The organism is Microcoleus sp. BR0-C5 (assembly GCF_036705045.1).
Classification (GTDB): Bacteria; Cyanobacteriota; Cyanobacteriia; order Cyanobacteriales; family Microcoleaceae; genus Microcoleus.
In genome coordinates this window covers 43,875-62,376 of record NZ_JAUBTR010000035.1, presented here as the reverse complement: position 1 = coordinate 62,376, position 18,502 = coordinate 43,875, and the positions used below count along the sequence as shown (strand labels likewise).

Sequence of the window (18,502 nt, the reverse complement as noted above, 5' to 3'; positions counted from 1 at the left end):
AATTATGATTTTTGACCGCAGATGTAGGCAGATAAACACAGATAAATGCAGATAAAAGTTAGTACAGAGGCAACAATGTTAGTACAAAGTAAGAAAAAGTTTTATACTCCAGATGAGTACCGGGACTTAGAAGAAACTGCTGAGTTTAGAAATGAATACCGCGATGGAGAAATTGTAAAAATGAGTGGTGGTAGTATTAATCACAGCCGGATTATCCGAAATTTGAGTAGAGTCGTGGGAAATTTGCTTGAGGGGCAGCCCTATGAGCTTTTTCACAACGATTTGCGGTTGTGGATTCCTCGGTACCGACGGGGAACTTACCCGGATGTGATGGTGATTGAAGGGGAGCCAGTTTTTACCGAGGGACGCAGTGATGAGATTCTCAATCCGATGCTCATAGTGGAAGTGCTTTCTAAGTCTACCAAAGATTTCGATCGAGAGGATAAGTTTCGGTTTTATCGATCTATCCCTGAATTCTGTGAATATGTGTTAGTCAATCAATCTGAGTTTTTAGTCGCACAATATATTAAAACCGAATCGAATGAATGGTTGTTTCGGGAATATGAGGGAGAGACAGCAACAGTTTCTTTTGCTTCCTTGGGAGTGCAAATCTCGATGAGCGAGATTTATGCAAAAGTGGTATTTGAAACCTCTGGAACAGAAGTACAATAATCAAATTAATTTGTTGGTTTCTGCAAATCCCCGACTTCTGAATCAAATTCAGTGGCGAGCGAGATTGTAACCAAGAGGTAGGGGATTTGGTTGGTTTATTCCAGAGTTTCACAATTTAAATTAAGAGTAAAATTAGATGAATGTAATTTGGTTACTATTAAAAGCTTCTTGGTTAAATGTTTCCATTGCCATACTCACCGGCTTAATTAGCGGCGGGTGCAGCGCTATGTTAATTGCTCTAATCAACCGCGCCATCAGCGACAATTCCAATCAGAATTTAGTCTGGTATTTTGCCGGATTAGCAGTTTTGGCTCTCCTCGCCGGAGTCATATCGCAATTTTTGTTAATCTACCTTTCTCAAGAAGCTGTTTATAATTTGCGTCTGAGTTTGAGCCGTGGCATTTTGTCTACTCCTTTGCGGAATTTGGAAGAGTTGGGCGCTAACCGCTTGCTGGCCACTCTCACAGATGATGTGGGAACGCTTTCTAATACTATATTTTTAATTCCTTTTCTCTGTGTTGATATCGCCGTTGTTGTCGGCTGCTTAACTTATTTAAGCACAATTTCGGGTACAGTTTTTGTTGTTGTATTTAGTTTTTTGGTGCTGACGATTGGCACGGTGCAGTTGTTGCTCAATAAAATGCGTAAATTCTTCGATTTAGCCAGAGAAGAACAAGATATATTGTTTAAGCATTTTCGCAGTATTACTGAGGGAATTAAGGAACTAAAACTGCATTCCTTGCGCCGCCAAGAGTTTTTTACGGAAGAATTGCAGGGGAGTGCTGATGCTTCCCGCGATTATAACGTGACTGCTTTGAATACTGGTGCAGTTGCGATGGGAGTTGGGCAGTTGCTGTTTTTTATGCTGATGGGTTTGTTGTTATTTGTTTTACCCAAATTTGTGCCGGTTTCTACTCCGGTTTTGTCAGCTTACATTCTGACAAGTACCTATTTGATGTCTCCGTTTAACAATATTTTGCAAAGGTTGCCGGCGCTTTTTCGTGCTAATACTTCGGTGGAAAAGATAGAGAGAATGGGATTGGCCTTGGCAAGTCAAGCTGAGATAAATTCAACAGTTAAACTGCCTGACACGGCTCAGTGGGATACGCTGGAGTTAAATCGAGTAATTCACAGCTATCCCGGAGAAAAAGAAGACAGCAATTTTATTTTGGGCGAGCTTAATTTGAAGTTTCATCCGGGTCAATTGGTGTTTATAATTGGCGGTAACGGCAGCGGTAAGTCTACTTTAGCTAAGTTAATCACTGGTTTGTACATTCCTGAATCGGGAAAAATTCTCTTAGATGGCCAGCCAATTACTGAGGAAAATCGAGAGTGGTACAGGCAGCATTTTTCTGCGATTTATTCGGATTTCTATCTGTTTGAAAGGCTTTTGGGTCTGACTAATCACGATTTGGACAAGCAGGCTGCTGAATATTTGCGAGAGTTTCATTTGGAAAATAAAGTTCAGGTGAAAGATGGAGTTTTGTCAACTACGGCTTTGTCTCAGGGACAGCGAAAGCGGCTGGCTTTGCTGACGGCGTATTTGGAAGATAGACCGATTTATTTGTTTGATGAATGGGCTTCGGATCAAGACCCGTTTTTCCGGGATATTTTTTACAAGCAGTTGCTACCGGAGTTGAAGCGGCGGGGGAAAACGGTTTTTGTGATTAGTCACGACGATCGCTATTTTGATATTGCCGATCGCGCAATTAAACTAGATTACGGTAAAGTAGAGTATGACCGATAAAATGGATAACTACCGAATTGTCGAAACTTTGACCGAAAGCCAGGTTTCCGACTTGATGGATTTGTACAAAAACGAGTTCTGGAGCGACAAGCGGACGCGGGAAGATGTTGTGAAAATGCTGGCGGCAACTGATGTTATCATTGGTTTTGTCGATGAGAGCGATCGGCTAATTGCTTTTACTCGCGTTATCACCGATTTCGTATACAGAGCGATGATTTTTGATGTCATTATCAAGCTGACGCACAGAAAGATGGGACTGGGTGCGAAGTTGATGGATGCAGTTTTAAATCATCCAGAATTGCAAGCTGTCGAGAACTTTGCTCTTAACTGTTTGCCGAACATGATGCCGTTTTACGAGCGTTGGGGTTTCACAGATGATGTGGGCGAGATGAAGTTTATGCGGCGAACAACAGGCTGAACTCAGCTTGTTGAAAGCCCCAATCTTTCTCGAATTACGTCTTCTTTGAAACCTACTAAAACAGCCATTCCATCTTTAACGAAAAGAGGACGTTTAAGCAGCATCGCATCCTTAGCAAAAGCCTCCACCCACTGTTCGCTAGTCCAATTTTTCTTGTCGTCGCCCAAAGCGCGGTAAGATTGACCGGAAGTATTTCGCATGGGTTCAAAACCCAAAGCAGCTACCCAGCTTTGAATTGTTTCGCGATTCGGCGGCTGTTCTTTGGTGTTAATGAACTCGTAATTAACATCGCTATCTTTGAGCCACTGGAAAGCTTTTTTGCAGGTTCCGCAGTTCGGGATTCCGTAAACTTGAATTGACATAATAATGACTGTTGACTGTTGACTGCTGACTGTTGACTGCTGACTGTTGGCTAATAACAACTGACAACTAACAACTGACTAATGACTACTGACTAATCTAGCTTGTTGAACCCATTTTTGCACGCGATCGACTGAAGGAGTCAAGTCATTGCGCTGCATTGTCGCTACGTGCAGCCTTAAAACTTGTTGGTGCAATCTCTCCACGGGCATTTGAGCCAATTGAGCCGGAGAAGCAACGCCGGCGTGAAGTAACAGCCCGCAATACTGACACCCTACACTTGGAATTCGAGCCAAATTTGCCATCGCTACCCATTTATTAACATATTGAATGTTAATCTGTAATTGATGCGCTAGCAACATTTTCGCCGCCGGTGTTTTCGTCATGCGAATTAGTTGTCCGGTTGTGGTGATGCTGCACTCTTCCAGTTGAGATTGGTTTTCCTTGCTCAATCCCGGTAAGTGTGCGATCGGCCAATCGCGTACTTGCGCTGAAGTTTGAGGAGCTTTGTGTGAAATTTTCATGTTTTTTCAGTGAACTTTACTTATACTTTAAAGTCTCATATATCAAACAGTCAATAGAGGATCTCGCTCACGTCACCCAATCAACAAAAACCAGACCCAGGAATTTGACTAATTGCGGGTGTTGTGATATTTCTGCTAATTTCCTGCAAAGTAGCACTTTCAGCCGGTTTTCCTGCCTGTGGATTAGGCTTACTGCTTAACCAAATCATCCGGGCGATGACGACAAAGACTATAAAAAAGACAGCCTATAAATGCTAGCAAAAAAGAAGTTACCGATGACAATTTTCGCAAAAATGGCTGCCAAGTTGGCAGTCATAATTTTAGTGCTTTAATGCTGAGAATGCAAAAACTTGTGGCTGACTGCAAACCCAACTCAAAATTATAGGTTTTTACCCATGACAATTACAGAAGGTGATGATTTGTTAACTAATATTCTACACCAACGGCGCCAAAAACTTGCCCGTTTAATTAATTTTCCGGTAATTTTATGGTCGGGGCGCAGCATTCCTCGCAATTATCCGGCACTTACTTATCCCTTTCGTGCCAGTAGTCACTTTCTATATTTTGCTGGTTTGCCCTTAGAAAATGCTGCGATTCGCTTAGAATCGGGGAAATTAGAATTGTTCTTAGATGAGGCACCTGCTAGCAGCACGCTTTGGCACGGAGAAATGCCGAAAAGAGCAGAAATTGCCGAACTAATTGGGGCTGATGCTGCTTTCCCAATGGCCGAATTGAAAGGGCGAACGACAAATGCAGCAACGATCGCCCTTCAGGATTCTTGGACTCAGTTGCAACAGTCTCAAATTCTCGATCGCCCTCTGGCACCGCCCAACTCGCCAACAGGTATCGACTTAGAATTAACTCAGGCAATCATATCTCTGCGCCTGAGCCACGATGCAGCCAGTTTGGCCGAATTGCGTCAAGCTGCGGCTGTCACCGTAGAAGCTCACAAAGCGGGAATGGCGGCAACTGGAAATGCTCAAATTGAAGCAGGGGTGCGCGCTGCAATGGAAAGTGTCATCATCTCGGAAAAAATGACCTATGCGTATCCTAGTATCGTTACTGTGCATGGAGAAGTGCTGCACAGCGAACATTATCACAATGCCCTACAAACAGGAGATTTGTTGTTAGCAGATGTTGGTGCGGAAACATCAACGGGATGGGCGGCTGATGTGACTCGAACTTGGCCTGTTTCTGGCAAGTTTTCTCCGACTCAAAGAGCTATTTATGATGTAGTTTTGGCAGCGCATGATGCTTGTATTGATAAAGTTAGTCCCGGGGTGGAATATCAAGACATTCATCTATTAGCTGCTCGAATTATGGCGGAAGGATTAATTGATTTGGGTATCTTGCGGGGCAATGTTGAAGACTTGGTGGAAATGGATGCTCACGCGCTATTTTTTGTACACGGTATCGGACATTTAATCGGTTTGGATGTTCACGATATGGAAGATTTAGGGGATTTGGCTGGCTATGAAGAAGGAAGAACCAGAAGCAGTCGCTTTGGGTTGGGATTTTTACGGCTGAATCGAGTTTTGCGATCGGGAATGCTGGTATCGATCGAACCGGGATTTTATCAAGTTCCGGCAATTTTAAATAACTCTGAAAACCGCGCCAAATATAAAGACTTTGTTAAGTGGGAAAAGTTGGAAAAATTCGCAGATGTGCGAGGGATACGCATAGAAGATGATATACTTGTAATCAATGAGGGTAGAGAAGTATTGACAGGGAAATTGCCCACTAAAGCTCCGGAGATTGAGGAGTTAGTTGCGGTAAATACGTAAGTAGAGCCGAGTTCGATCGCACATACGCAGTTCCATCAGGGGTGAAAAAAAATAAATAAAGATGAATAAAGGTTGGCAAAGAAGTCTTTTGATATTAGTTAAAAAAGTGATCTCGCAGGTCAGAAAATTATTAGGACTGAGGCCTCCACGCATTCGCAAACCTGTATCTTCGCCGCCGCCGATGCAAGCTGCACCTTTGCCCAGCAACGAAGAAGAGAGGCTAGAAGCACTTCACGGCTACAACATTCTCGATACAGAGGCCGAAGCAGCTTTTGATGACCTAACAGCTTTAGCATCTTATATTTGTGGCACTCCTATTGCTTTAGTCAGCTTAATAGATTCTAACCGACAGTGGTTTAAATCCAAAGTTGGTCTGGAAGCGCCAGAAACTCCGAGAGAGTTAGCTTTTTGCGCCCACGCTATTTTAAATCCCAACGAATTGCTAGTTGTACCCAATGCTCTAGATGACGATCGCTTTGCCGCCAATCCGCTAGTAACTTCCAATCCAAATATTCGGTTTTATGCTGGAGCCCCGCTAGTAACTCCTGACGGTTATCCGATCGGCACTTTGTGCGCGATAGATACAATTCCGCGAAATCTCACCCCGGAACAGTTAGAAGCGCTGCGGACTTTAGGACGGCAAATTATTCACCAGATGGAGTTGCGAATAAATCTGACTAAATTAAAGCGCGCACAGATCAAGAACAAACAAGTAGAAGAAAAACTCCGTTCTACAGACGAGCAAATTGTCAATTTTTTAGAAGGAATGAGCGATGCTTTTTTTGCTTTCGACACCCATTGGCGATTTACTTACGTCAATTACAAAGGCTCGCAATTTTTGAAGCGATCGCAGGAAGAACTTTATGGTAAAAATTTTTGGGAAGAGTTTCCCGAATTCATGAATTCAGATTTTTATAAAGAGTATCATGAAGCTGTAGCCAAACAAATTGGAGTTGCTTTTGAAAAATATTATCGTCCCTTAAAAGTGTGGTTGGAAGTCCGGGTTTTTCCTTCTCACGACGGCATTTCTGTGTTTTTTCATGATATAACTAAGCGCAGGCAGATGGAATCTGCACTCAGGAAAGAACAGAAAAAAACTGAAAGTTTACTGCTAAATATTTTGCCAGAACCGATCGCCCACAGGTTGAAGTACCAACCGGGGGTGATTGCTGACAAGTTTGAAAAAGCAACAATTCTTTTTGCTGACTTGGTGAATTTTACCCAAATTTCTACTACAATGTCCGCCACTAATTTAGTGTACTTGCTGAATGAAATTTTCTCAGCTTTTGACCAACTGAGTGAGAAGCACGGCTTAGAAAAAATCAAGACGATCGGGGACGCTTACATGGTAGCAGCCGGTATTCCCATTGAACGTCCAGACCACGCAGAGGCGATCGCCGAAATGGCGCTGGATATGCTAGTAGCAATTGAGAAATTAAATGTGAAGCTAGACGCGAAATTTGACCTCCGCATCGGGATTAATAGCGGCCCGGTGGTAGCGGGGGTAATCGGGACTAAAAAATTTATTTATGATTTGTGGGGAAATGCGGTAAATACAGCCAGCCGTATGGAATCTCACGGCATAACAGGTTGTATTCAAGTCAGCCACTATACTTATAAGTTGCTGCCGGATAAATATGAATTTGAAGATCGCGGCGAGATAGAGATTAAAGGTCAAGGGAAAATGCAGGCTTATTTGCTGACGGGCCGAAAAACAGTAAGCGATCTCAAAATTGCAGAGTAAATAAAACAAAGACTTGAAAGTACCTGATTGTTGAGGGAAACTCCGGAGGCTGCGATTAATCGCCAATAAGGCGCGATCGCCCAGTGGCAAAACCGCCGCCGCAGATCAACCAAATAAGATTATGCTATAGACAGAGATATCGGAGCAATCCTAGGCGCGGTACTCGACGTTATAAAAATACTAAGTTGAAGTCGTCGGAGCCTTTAATAATGGTTCAATTTCATATTCAAACAGATAGCGATATTCCAGCATCCACTCAACTATTCAATCAAATCAGGTTTGCGATCGCCTCGCGACAATTTCCGCCCGGACACCGCTTGCCCAGCACTAGACAGCTAGCCATGCAGACGGGTTTGCACCGCAACACCATCAGCAAAGTATACCGCCAGCTCGAAAATACCGGACTCGTAGAAGCCCAAGCAGGATCGGGTATTTATGTCCGCGCTCAAGGCAACGAACACGGCAACAAACTCAAATCTCCGATCCTCGAAGAATATCCTCTTGCCAACAAAATAGTGCAAGGAAGTATCGATCAACTGCTGGGACAGGGCTGTACGCTCAACCAAGCGAGGGAATTATTTTTGGCCGAAATTGACTGGCGGCTCAGGTGCAGCGCCCGCGTGGTCGTCACAGCCCCCACAGAAGACATCGGCGTGGGTGAACTGATGGCGAAAGAACTCGAACAAGCTCTTCGCATTCCCATACAGTTAGTGCCGATGGAACAGCTAGGTAATTTTTTGGATCAAATCTCTTCGGGAACTGTGATCACGAGTCGATATTTTATCGGAGAAGCAGAATCGATTTCGGCACCGCGTTCGGTGCGAGTTATTCCCGTAGACATCTATGACTACAGCCAGGAAATCCAGCTAGTCGGGGGTTTGCCGAAAGACAGTTATTTGGGTCTCGTTAGCCTGAGTCCGGGAATGCTGCGATCGACCGAAGTCATCATCCACAGCATCCGGGGAGAGGATTTGCTGGTGATGACGGCCTTGGTGTCAGACGAGTACAAGATTAACTCGATCGTGCGATCGGCCAGAACAATTTTTTGCGACCAACCGAGTTTTGCTACAGTTAAAGCTGCCATCAATGCGGCTAGAGAAGATATTATTCGTCCCCCGCAACTGATATGCTCCGAAAATTACATCGGCTCTAAGTCGATTAATTTGCTCAAGCGCGAGTTGGGCTTGGGATGACGAAGGAAGAAGGAAGAAGGAAGAAGGAAGAAGGAAGAGGGAAGAAGGAAGAACAACAATTCAACTTTTTTAAGTTACCAATCCCAATGCCCGAATCCCAATGGCCAATGCCCAATGCCCAATGCCCAATTACCGATTACCAATTACCAATTACCAATTATCCATGACAATTGAAATCCAACCTTCAATTAATGTTAAAACCGCGATCGAAAGCCGCCGGGCCGCGCGCAGCTTCCAACCCGATCCGATTCCCCCAGCAATATTGGCAGAGATTTTGCGATTGGGAGTGCGATCGCCCTCTGGTTACAATTTACAGCCTTGGCGGTTTATCGTACTTCAAGATCCAGCCAGCAAAGAAAAATTAAAAGCTTGCGCTTTCGATCAGCGCCAAGTGGTAGAAGCCCCAGTAGTATTAATCTGTTGTGGCGATCGGCGCGCCGGTGAACCCGAAAACACCGAAGCTGTCATCGAATTGGGCAAAGCGGCAGGCGCAATGAATGACAATTTAGCCGGTTATATGCGACAAGCAATCCCGCAATTGTTCGAGAACCGTCCCTGCTTCGAGTCCCTCGAAACTTGGACAAACAGGCATACAATGCTCGCAGTAGCTCACTTAATGATTGCAGCTAAAAGCTTTGGGGTAGATAGTTGTCCGATGGAAGGTTTTGTCAGCGCTAAGGTGAAAGAAGCCTTTCAAATTCCCGAAGAAGTAGATGTTTGCTGTTTGCTGCCGCTTGGTTATGCTGCAGCACCTTTCAAACAATATGGCGGGCGTTTTGACGTGACTCAAGTTTATTACAGCGAAAGTTATGGACAGGCTTTGCAAGCTGAGATTTGAGAGTTAAGATTTTGTTGCAAGTTGAATTTTCAGAGTTAAGATTTGGAATGAATCGGTGCCAAAGTTCAAACAACTCAAAAATCCCGACAGTTCTGCAATCAAAAATCTAAAATTCAAAATCTAAAATCGAAAGTGGTGAGCTCAGACAGAGGAGAAAATATGACAGCAGCAACGATCCAAAGCAACGCCCAAATTCTAGAAGTAAAATTGCAGCAACACTTGCAAGCAGCCGGATTTAAAAACTTACCGCTTTATATTAGTTGCGATTTTCGAGATGAATCTTTAACGGTTGTGGGAGAACACCCGCGCAGTTTAGTTCTCAAAGCCAAACCGACTTTTGCGGTGCTAGAAGCAGCAATTCTCGAAATAGAACCAGAATCTATTCAACAGATTGGGCTTTGCCTAAAAATTACCGGGCAAAAACAGCCTTATGCTTTCCATTCTTTTACTATGCACCAGCCTGTTTTGTCAAGGCCCAAAACAGTGCTGTTGTTCAAAAAAACCGAGAATCTCCCTGCTGAAGAAACGGGGATAGTCTTAACCGAAAATATGGTACAGACGGCGGATGTAGAGGAGGAGATACCGTTAGAAACCGATGATAAAGATGCGTGGGATGAAGAATATTTTCCCAATTTGTCTGAGAGTTCCAGCAATTCCGATCCGATCGCCTTTAGGGTAGCTGCAATCCCGGCAGATATTGGAGACAATCCCTTCAATCCGCTGGATATGGAAGTGGTAACAGTTGCCCAAAAACCCAAGCATTCACCGTTGGCGATGCTGGCTGCTGCAGGAATGGTCAGCATGGCGGCGCTAGTTTTGGCCGGCGGTTATTATATGCTGAGCCGGCCCTGCGTCATCGGAGGATGTCCTGCTTTAGCTAATGCCAAGCAGTTGAGCGAGAATTCGACGAAGACGCTGAAAACGTCAAAAGTTGCCAACAGCCCCCAAGAAGCGCAGCGACAGTTAAAACAGGCGATCGCCCTTTTGGAACCGATTCCCTCATGGTCAATTCATCGCGGTGAAGCTCAAAGCGCCCTGGAAAGCTACCGTTCGCAAAATCTGAATTTAAACTCTGCGATCGATGGAGCGCGCCTCGCACAGTCAGCAGCCCAGAAAACCCAAAATCCGCCTTATTCTGCCGAGAACGGGCAGGAAGCGCAAGCTCTGTGGCAAAGTGCGATCGCCGAACTCGGAGAAATCCCCAAAGACAGCCCAGTTTATCCGTTTGCTCAGAGAAAGACAAAAGAATACCGGAAGAATGTAGCAACAGGAAATCGGCAGTTAAGCACAGAGAAAAAAGCCGAAAAAACGCTGCTCGCGGCCAAAAGTACAGCCCAAATAGCAGAAGCTCGCGAAGCCGTAGCTCAGACAGCCGAGACTTGGGCTCAAGTACAATCAGGTTGGGAAGAATCCCTCGTAATCCTATCAGAAATTCCCACGGGCACGACATCTTACCAACAAGCTAAACTGCTAGTTCCCAAATACGAAACCAAACTTTCAGAAGCTCGCGAGCGCAAAAATGTCGAAGGAATTTCGGAAAATGCGTATACTCAAGCTGTGACTTTAGCAGCGGAAGCTCAAATTTTTGAGGGCAAAAATGCCTGGTTTAAAGCATCAGAATCCTGGCGAAGAGCTTTGAGTTACGCGGAGCAAGTGCCGGCGGCAACTGCCTATTCTCAGAAAGCCCAACCGCTGATCGCTTCCTACAAAACTTCATTGCAGCAAGCAGAAGTAAAGTTGCAGGAAGAAAGGAACCTGCAAAAAGCCCGCACTGATTTAGATAGAACTTGTAAAGGCAACCCCAAGATTTGCGACTATACTGTTAGCAAAGGTTTGATTGCCGTGCAGATGACTCCAGGTTACGTGCAGAAACTGCAACAAACCTTCATCCAAGCAAACAACAACAATGCTGTGAAGACTCGCCAAGCTGTAGAAAACCACGTTCAAACATTGCAAAAAGCTTTGGAGGCGATCGCCGAAAACGCCAAAATCCCGATGCAGGTGTACGATGGCGAAGGCAAGCGGATTGGGAGTCACGAACCGAAGTAGTTGTAGTTGTAGGGTGCGTGAGGGCGAAAAATCTGTCAGAGCGATCGCAATATTTACACTCACGCATCGCCAGCAATTTCACCTGCTGTCAATCCAGCTTGAAAAACTTGTTCCGTCGTCAAATTCAACTCTGGAAAAGCTGGCGACTCAATCCTATCATTTCCCCGAAACAAACTCACCTCATACTCGCCGTCAACCAACTGATAAACCGATATCGTTGGTTGTTTGGGATTGCCAATAAACCTGCGGCCACCCAACCCGAGATAATCCACAATCCAGTATTCAGGAATCCCGATTAGTTCATATTCGCCCACTTTCCTGATGTAGTCATTTTGCCAATTCGTGCTAACGACTTCAACAACGAGCGGAATTGATGCGCCTTGAGTCACAGTTGAGAACTTTTGCCACAGAGGTTCTGATGCTAAATTTGGGCGGTTTAATATCAAAATATCTGGAGAATAAGCAGAGAGGTTTTCGCTCTTTTTAACTAAGGCTTGTTTGGGGAAAATGTACGGAAGTTTTCGCCTTCTGGACTCAGCGTTTAACTCTGAACCTAAAAAACTGATAACTTCTTCATGCTCTCCTAATGGCTGTGACATTTCAACAATCTCTCCATTGTGAAGTTCATAACGTGCGTTTTCGGGCTTCCATTCCGCAAATTCTTCAAAAGTTAGCGGTTTAGTTGCTATTTGAATCATGGCTATTCTCCTTAGTGATGACTGGGGCGGACTAGAAGCCCACCCCACAAGAAAACTCACTCTTTGTGGAACAGGCATCTTGCCTGTTGGGCCCACCTCACAAGAAAGCTTAAGTCTTGTGGAACAGGCATCTTGCCTGTTCTTAAAAATACTGCGGGTTTAATAGATAAGGTGTCTAGCATCTAAATTGTATTTTTCGGGCGGGCAAGATGCCCAACCCCTACTCCCCACAAGAAAATTTAAGTCTTGTGGAATAGGCATCTTGCCTGTTCTTAAAAATAGTGCCAAATGCAAGTTCCTACCTACATTATATTACCAATTATCAATGCCCAATGCCCAATTCCCAATGCCCAATCACCAATGCCCCATTACCATTTAATCAATTGTGCATCTTGATTGAAAAACTTCCGGGACAATCCCTCAGTCAACAGCAGAGTTGCGATTACAGTGGCCAGCGCTAACACAAACATAATCAAAATCTGGTAAGATGCTGCATCGAGAGGACTGACACCGCTCAGCATTTGACCTGTCATCATTCCAGGTAAACTCACGATTCCTACCACCGTCATTGTATTTAAGAGCGGGATTAATCCAGCTTTGATGGCATCTTTGCGGTACTGCTTTACTGCTTGCTGCGGCGTCGAACCTAAACTTAAATGGGTTTCTATTTCTAACTGGCTGCTATTAACTGTACTCACAAGTCTTTCGCCCGCGATCGCCCCGGAGTTCATGGCATTGCCCAAAATCATACCCGCTAAAGGAATCAGGTATTGCGGTTCGTACCAAGGGTCAGGTTGCAAAATTAGCAAGTTTGTATAGGCGAGAGTCAAGGCCGTACTGATAAAAATTGAACCCCAAACTAAGGGCAGTAAGTTCTTGATTTTTTTGCTGATGCGGTTACTGGCAACCATGCTAGCGGTTGTCAGCATGATTGCTAAAACTGCTAAAACCAGCCAAGGATTTTTCCCCTCCGGGTCAAATACGACTGCGAGCACGTACCCGACTAAGATTAGCTGGATCAGGGTGCGCCCTGCGGCGATCGCGATCGCCCCCTCCAATCCCAATTTCTGCCACGCCGAAAGCCCGATCGCGATCGCCACCATCCCCAAAGCCCAACCCAAATCAGTAAAATCTAGCAGAATTAACATCTGCCCACCCTTTCGATAACGTGATTGTTTGCCTGTCCAAATTTGACACTCCCCAGCCTAAAGGCGTGGGGATTCTTTAATCGACGAGCTAACTTGCTGAGGCAAGATTTCTCCAGCAACAGTAGAGGTCAATTCTCCTAAAGCGTTGCTTGGTTCAATACCAAAGGTTCCGGTATGCCCTACCGTACCCAATCCTCGACTAAGGATGATTTTAGCTGCGTTTTCATCTCTACCCAAACTGCATCCGCATTTACAAACGTGCGTTCTAGTAGATAGAGTTTTCTTTACGATTACACCGCAACTAGAGCATTCTTGGCTGGTGTACTGGGGATTCACGGCAACCGTAACTTTCTCAAATACTTTTCCAAAGTATTCGAGCCAGACACGGAATTGATACCAAGATGCGTCGTTAATAGACTTAGCTAAGCAATGATTCTTCACCATATTTTTTATTCTCAAATCTTCGTAGGCGACTACATCGTTGGATGAGATTACGCACCGTGCTAATTTTACAGCATGGTCTTTGCGCTGCCTGCTTATTTTGAGATGGCGCTTGCCTAGAATCTGCCTAGCTTGGCCTCGGTTTTTTGAACCTCTTACTCTCCTAGAGACACGACGTGCTGAACGCTTGAGAACTTTTTCACCTTTTCGTAGGAATCTAGGATTTTCAATCGTAGTTCCGTTTGAATCGGTGTAATATTCCTTTAATCCAACGTCTAAGCCGATGGTATTCCCAGAGGGTTCTGTGTTTTCTTTTCGATCGACATCAATACAAAACTGAATGTACACGCCATCTGCACGTTTTACCAATCTCACTCGTTTTATTTGGCTAATTTGGTAGAAATGCAAATCCCGTGTTCCTTTCAGTTTTAACCGCCCGATTCCTTTTTTGTCGGTAAAGTTGATTGATTTCCGATCTTCGGCAAGTTTCCAGCCGGTTGACTTGTATTCAACAGAGCGAGAATTTTTCTGAAACTTTGGATATCCTTTTTTGCCAAGGATACCCTTCTTGCAGTTATCATAGAATCGGGAGATAGCAGACCAAGCTCGTTCGGCACTGGCTTGTCGGGCCATTGAGTTAAGTTCGTCGGCAAACGGAAAGTCGTGAGCTAGTACCGCGCAGTATTTATTCAAGTCGTATTTGTTCACTTTTTTGTTGTCTATCCAATAGCGCAAACAGCTATTTCTGACAAATTGGGCTGTACGAATTGCTTCATCTATCGCTGTAAACTGACTTGATTTTCCGTAGGTTTTGAACTCAAAAACTAGCATTGCTTTGCCTCCTCTGTTATACTAAGCCATTGAGCATAAGATATCTATTTGGCAACAAAGGTTTACAATTAAAGCCGTCCTATCAGGACGGGGTTTTAAACCCAGTTTTCTGATAATGCTTGAAATTTGTGGTGTGAAGAGTGAATAATGTTCCCCCCCTCGACTTAACCCGCCAATACGCGCAGATTGGCGACGAAATAACCGCTGCGGTGCAAAAAGTGCTTGCCTCTGGCGGCTACGTAGGCGGCCCAGTCGTGAAGAGTTTTGAACGAGAGTTCGCCGACTACATCGGCGTTTCCGAGTGCGTTGGCTGCAACTCCGGCACCGATGCCCTGATTTTGGCTTTGCGAGCTCTCAAAATTGGCCCTGGCGATGAAGTGATTACCACTCCTTTTACCTTTTTTGCTTCGGCTGAGACAATTAGCGCCGTCGGTGCGACTCCAGTATTTGTCGATATTGACAGCGAGACTTTTAATCTGGATGTCGAACTCCTCGAAGCGGCAATTACCGACAAAACCAAGGCAATTATGCCCGTCCACATCTTCGGCCAACCGGTAGACATGACTCGGCTGATGGAAATTGCGACTCGGCACAATTTAGCCGTAATTGAAGATTGCGCCCAATCTGTCGGGGCCGAGTGGCAGTCTCGAAAAGTCGGCAGCATTGGTCATGTCGGCTGCTTCAGTTTTTATCCGACCAAAAACTTAGGCGCTTGCGGTGACGGTGGCGCGGTGACGACAAATGATCCAGCCCTCGCAGCTTCGATGCGAATGCTCAAAGAACACGGACAGTCTTCTAGGTATTTCTACGAAGAAATCGGATACAACAGCCGTTTAGATGCCCTGCAAGCGGTGATTCTCAGCATTAAATTGCGGTATCTCGACAGTTGGAACGCGCAGCGGCAGGAGAAAGCGGCACTTTACAGCGAATTTCTCTCCCGCGTGCCCGGAGTTGCCGTCCCCAAAGAGTTGCCGGAAGCAAAAGGAGTTTGGAATCAATACACGATCCGGCTGACAAGTCCAGAAGACGCGCAAAATCCCTCTGGCGATTTCCGGGACTCGGTGCGGGATCAGTTACAGGAAGCTGGCATCGGTTCGATGGTTTACTATCCGTTACCTTTGCACCTGCAACCTGTTTACAAATCTTTGGGCTATCAAGCAGGTCAATTGCCAAAGGCTGAGCAAGTTTGCTGCCAAGTCTTGTCTTTGCCGATGTTCCCGGAACTGTCGAGGGATCAACAAGAGCGGACGATTTATGGTCTGAAAGATTGCTTGGCTCATGCCGATCGCATCCGGTAGCTTTGGCGCGATGGCATCAGCGAGGGAAATGCAGGAGGAGAAAAGAATTGCAGGGTTGCAGTGCTGTGAGAATGTGCAGCGGTCAGGGAGAGCTGTTAAGTATTTTGACTGATCACTTGTACTTTTATGTACTATATTTAATGAAAAGAAACAAATTTAGGCTAGCAATCCGCCTCGAACGGGTGCATTTTCCGCTCGCCTAAACCTTGCAATGCGATCGGTCAATGATGAAGAAGGAAGAAGGAAGAGGGAAGAGGGAAGAACGAAGAAGGAAGAACGAAGAACGAAGAATAAATAATATTTGAACTTTCGACTTCCAATCCCCGATGCCCGATCCCTGATGCCTAATGCCCGATGCCCGATGCCCGATGGCCGATGCCCAATTCTCAATTTAACCTGTAATTTTCAGAAGATAAGAGGAAAATAAACGAGTGCCTCAGTATCAATTCACTCAGGCTAGACGCTACGATCCACAAGCGATCGCTCAGTATTACCGCAACCGTCCTTGGAAAGCAATTTGGCGCGCAATTACCGTTATTTGGTCTTTTGCAGGCTTCGTTCTGGGGATGCTGTGGGATAGTTGGCAGCACGAAGTCGCAGCACACCAGCCGGAACGGGCTACCCACCTGCGACAAATACTCACTCGCTTGGGCCCCACTTTCATTAAAGTCGGCCAAGCCCTTTCTACTAGACCGGATTTGATCCGCAAAGACTTTCTCGAAGAATTGATCAAACTTCAGGATCAATTGCCGCCGTTTGACTCGGTGCGCGCTTTCGAGATTATTGAAGCGGAACTCGATCGCAAAATTAGCGAAACCTATAGCGAAATCTCCCCCGAACCTGTCGCAGCGGCAAGTCTTGGTCAAGTCTACCGAGCTCGCCTCTTCACCGGGGAAGCAGTAGCAGTCAAGGTTCAGCGACCGAATTTGCTGCCCGTCTTGAGCCTTGACCTTTACTTAATGCGCTGGGCGGCTGGATGGTTGGGCCCGTTGCTGCCGCTGAATCTCGGTCACGACCTTTGTTTAATAGTCGATGAATTCGGTATCAAATTGTTCGAGGAAATTGATTATATCAATGAAGGACGGAACGCCGAGAAATTTGCTACAAATTTTGCCGACGACCCGACAGTAAAAGTTCCGAGTATTTACTGGCGTTATACTTCAAATTGCGTTCTGACTCTCGAATGGATTGATGGCATCAAGCTGACAGATATAGAACGTGTTAAAGCCGCAGGTTTGGATACCGATAGTTTAATTGAAGTCGGAGTCCGCAGCGGTTTGCGGCAGTTGCTGGAACACGGATTTTTTCACGCTGACCCCCATCCGGGAAATCTGTTTGCCTTAGCGGACGGCCGCATGGCTTACATTGATTTTGGGATGATGGATCAGATGGAAGAAACAACTAAAGAAACTTTGGTTGATTCTGTGGTTCATTTGATCAACAAAGATTACTTAGAGTTAGCCAAGGATTTTGTCAAACTGGGCTTTTTGACGCCAGATACAGATATTATGCCGATCGTCCCGGCGCTGGAATCTGTACTGGGTGATATCGTCGGCGAAAAGGTGTCAGATTTTAACTTCAAGACGGTTACAGACCAGTTTTCGGAGTTGATGTACGATTATCCTTTCCGAGTGCCGGCGAAATTTGCCTTAATTATTCGCTCTCTGGTGACAGAAGAAGGTTTGGCCCTGACGCTGAATCCGAATTTCAAGATAGTCGAGGTGGGGTATCCTTATGTAGCGCGGCGTTTGTTGAACGGAGAATCTCCGGCTCTGCGGCGGCGTCTGATTGAGGTATTATTCAAAGATGGCAAATTCCAGTGGAACAGGTTGGAGGACATGATCGCGATCGCCCGATCGGATCGCAGTTTCGACTTGCTCCCCACAGCACAACTAGGCTTGCAATTTTTGCTGTCAGAGGAAGGGTCGTTTTTGAGACGCCAGCTAATGTTAGCTTTGATTGAGGACGATCGAATCCACACCGAAGAAGTTCGCAGCCTGTGGAACTTAGTCAAGGAAGATTTGCAGCCCGGTCGCCTGTTCAACGTTGCTCTAGGCGCTTTGACGGACTTTTCCACAGCAGGAGCAGCCGCGCTAACTCGATTTTAATTAGAAGGAAGAAGGAAGAAGGAAGAAGGAAGAAGGAAGAAGGAAGAAAAATAATTCTACTCTTGCCCATTCCCCATTCCCCATTCCCCATTCCCCATTCCCCATTCCCCATTCCCCATTCCCCATTCCCCATTCCCAACTTCCAATTACCCAAATTAAGGAATTATTCGTGTATTATTTTCCAGAACCTCCCTATTTTTTAATGTCGGCTGGATTACTAGCAGGTATGGCCTCCGGCGTAGCATTTGAAGCAACTCTCAAACAATCCGTACAACAGTGGTCTAAAAATCGTTCTACTCGCACTTTGGCTAACCTGCCAAGGCTGCAATTGGTCATACCTTTTCTGGGAATGGCGGCCGGAATTTGTGTATTTTTAGCTTCGGGGATGGAGATTTTTGGCTTCCCAAAACTACTTTGTTATGCCCTAGCTTTGCCACTGACGGTACTCACGGGCTGGCTAGTTTGGACTCAGCTAGGTAAGCTTTTGATCGAGTTAGAACGCGGAGGTTCCCAAGCGCTGGATTTAGATTCTTTTGAACAATGAAAGTTAACTATCAACCTCTTTTGTGAAAAGCAAAGGGGTTGATAGTTATCTAATATTATCCTAATTTGAGGCTTTTTGAACCGCAGAGAACGCAGAGAACGCAGA

At 45.4% G+C, this 18,502-nt stretch carries 17 protein-coding genes; 12 read left to right on the top strand and 5 right to left on the bottom strand.

The genetic code is table 11. From position 1 onward, the window contains the following. The first annotated feature begins 45 nt into the window (after positions 1–45). From QUB08_RS17935 to QUB08_RS17925, 3 genes are all read left to right on the top strand, one after another. Positions 46–672, top strand: coding sequence for a Uma2 family endonuclease (locus QUB08_RS17935; RefSeq protein ID WP_445300932.1), 627 nt, complete (start codon positions 46–48; stop codon positions 670–672). 136 nt (positions 673–808) lie between these two features. Then, complete coding sequence (locus tag QUB08_RS17930; RefSeq protein WP_333225972.1) at positions 809–2,419, top strand: cyclic peptide export ABC transporter; 1,611 nt, start codon at positions 809–811, stop codon at positions 2,417–2,419. Next, entirely contained in the window at positions 2,409–2,837 is a 429-nt protein-coding gene (locus QUB08_RS17925) for a GNAT family N-acetyltransferase (protein ID WP_333225971.1), read from the top strand. Before QUB08_RS17930 ends, QUB08_RS17925 begins: the two co-directional genes overlap by 11 nt. Positions 2,838–2,839: 2 nt before the next feature. Here QUB08_RS17925 and QUB08_RS17920 read toward each other — a convergent pair whose 3' ends face one another. Both QUB08_RS17920 and QUB08_RS17915 read right to left on the bottom strand, forming a co-directional pair. Beyond that, positions 2,840–3,199, bottom strand: coding sequence for a Spx/MgsR family RNA polymerase-binding regulatory protein (locus QUB08_RS17920; protein WP_333225970.1), 360 nt, complete (start codon positions 3,197–3,199; stop codon positions 2,840–2,842). A gap of 78 nt (positions 3,200–3,277) precedes the next feature. Continuing rightward, on the bottom strand, positions 3,278–3,721 hold the full coding sequence (locus QUB08_RS17915) for a DUF4332 domain-containing protein (protein WP_333225969.1): 444 nt from the start codon (positions 3,719–3,721) through the stop codon (positions 3,278–3,280). A 395-nt stretch (positions 3,722–4,116) separates the two neighbouring features. Here QUB08_RS17915 and QUB08_RS17910 point away from each other — a divergent pair, with 395 nt between their 5' ends. The 6 genes from QUB08_RS17910 (at position 4,117) to QUB08_RS17885 (ending at position 11,329) form a co-directional block, all read left to right on the top strand. Next, the gene (locus tag QUB08_RS17910) at positions 4,117–5,505 is read left to right on the top strand and encodes an aminopeptidase P family protein (protein ID WP_333225968.1); all 1,389 of its coding nucleotides are present in this window, start codon (positions 4,117–4,119) and stop codon (positions 5,503–5,505) included. A gap of 181 nt (positions 5,506–5,686) precedes the next feature. Next, on the top strand, positions 5,687–7,249 hold the full coding sequence (locus QUB08_RS17905; protein WP_445300933.1) for an adenylate/guanylate cyclase domain-containing protein: 1,563 nt from the start codon (positions 5,687–5,689) through the stop codon (positions 7,247–7,249). A 209-nt stretch (positions 7,250–7,458) separates the two neighbouring features. After that, positions 7,459–8,442 carry a GntR family transcriptional regulator gene (locus QUB08_RS17900; RefSeq protein ID WP_333161111.1) on the top strand — a complete coding sequence of 328 codons (984 nt, stop codon included), beginning with the start codon at positions 7,459–7,461 and terminating at the stop codon, positions 8,440–8,442. Further along, complete coding sequence (locus QUB08_RS17895) at positions 8,439–8,609, top strand: hypothetical protein (protein WP_333225966.1); 171 nt, start codon at positions 8,439–8,441, stop codon at positions 8,607–8,609. The genes QUB08_RS17900 and QUB08_RS17895 overlap by 4 nt, the downstream gene beginning before the upstream one ends. Next, the gene (locus QUB08_RS17890; RefSeq protein WP_333225965.1) at positions 8,606–9,280 is read left to right on the top strand and encodes a nitroreductase family protein; all 675 of its coding nucleotides are present in this window, start codon (positions 8,606–8,608) and stop codon (positions 9,278–9,280) included. The genes QUB08_RS17895 and QUB08_RS17890 overlap by 4 nt, the downstream gene beginning before the upstream one ends. A gap of 159 nt (positions 9,281–9,439) precedes the next feature. Continuing rightward, positions 9,440–11,329 (top strand): hypothetical protein, encoded by a 1,890-nt coding sequence (locus QUB08_RS17885; RefSeq protein ID WP_333225964.1) that lies wholly within the window; start codon positions 9,440–9,442, stop codon positions 11,327–11,329. Between the two features lie 59 nt (positions 11,330–11,388). Here QUB08_RS17885 and QUB08_RS17880 read toward each other — a convergent pair whose 3' ends face one another. The 3 genes from QUB08_RS17880 to QUB08_RS17870 all read right to left on the bottom strand — a co-directional run bounded on the left by QUB08_RS17880 (position 11,389) and on the right by QUB08_RS17870 (position 14,447). After that, positions 11,389–12,027 carry a Uma2 family endonuclease gene (locus QUB08_RS17880; RefSeq protein ID WP_333225963.1) on the bottom strand — a complete coding sequence of 213 codons (639 nt, stop codon included), beginning with the start codon at positions 12,025–12,027 and terminating at the stop codon, positions 11,389–11,391. A gap of 368 nt (positions 12,028–12,395) precedes the next feature. Continuing rightward, positions 12,396–13,175 (bottom strand): ABC transporter permease, encoded by a 780-nt coding sequence (locus QUB08_RS17875; protein WP_333225962.1) that lies wholly within the window; start codon positions 13,173–13,175, stop codon positions 12,396–12,398. A gap of 57 nt (positions 13,176–13,232) precedes the next feature. Further along, positions 13,233–14,447 carry a transposase gene (locus QUB08_RS17870; protein ID WP_333225961.1) on the bottom strand — a complete coding sequence of 405 codons (1,215 nt, stop codon included), beginning with the start codon at positions 14,445–14,447 and terminating at the stop codon, positions 13,233–13,235. A 140-nt stretch (positions 14,448–14,587) separates the two neighbouring features. Here QUB08_RS17870 and QUB08_RS17865 point away from each other — a divergent pair, with 140 nt between their 5' ends. The 3 genes from QUB08_RS17865 (at position 14,588) to QUB08_RS17855 (ending at position 18,397) form a co-directional block, all read left to right on the top strand. Then, complete coding sequence (locus QUB08_RS17865; RefSeq protein ID WP_333225960.1) at positions 14,588–15,745, top strand: DegT/DnrJ/EryC1/StrS family aminotransferase; 1,158 nt, start codon at positions 14,588–14,590, stop codon at positions 15,743–15,745. A gap of 431 nt (positions 15,746–16,176) precedes the next feature. Further along, a complete protein-coding gene (locus QUB08_RS17860) occupies positions 16,177–17,853 on the top strand; it encodes an AarF/ABC1/UbiB kinase family protein (protein ID WP_333225959.1) in 1,677 nt (558 codons plus the stop codon). Positions 17,854–18,022: 169 nt separating this feature from the next. Beyond that, positions 18,023–18,397, top strand: a complete 375-nt coding sequence (locus tag QUB08_RS17855; RefSeq protein WP_333225958.1) for a hypothetical protein — start codon at positions 18,023–18,025, stop codon at positions 18,395–18,397. Positions 18,398–18,502 lie beyond the last annotated feature (105 nt).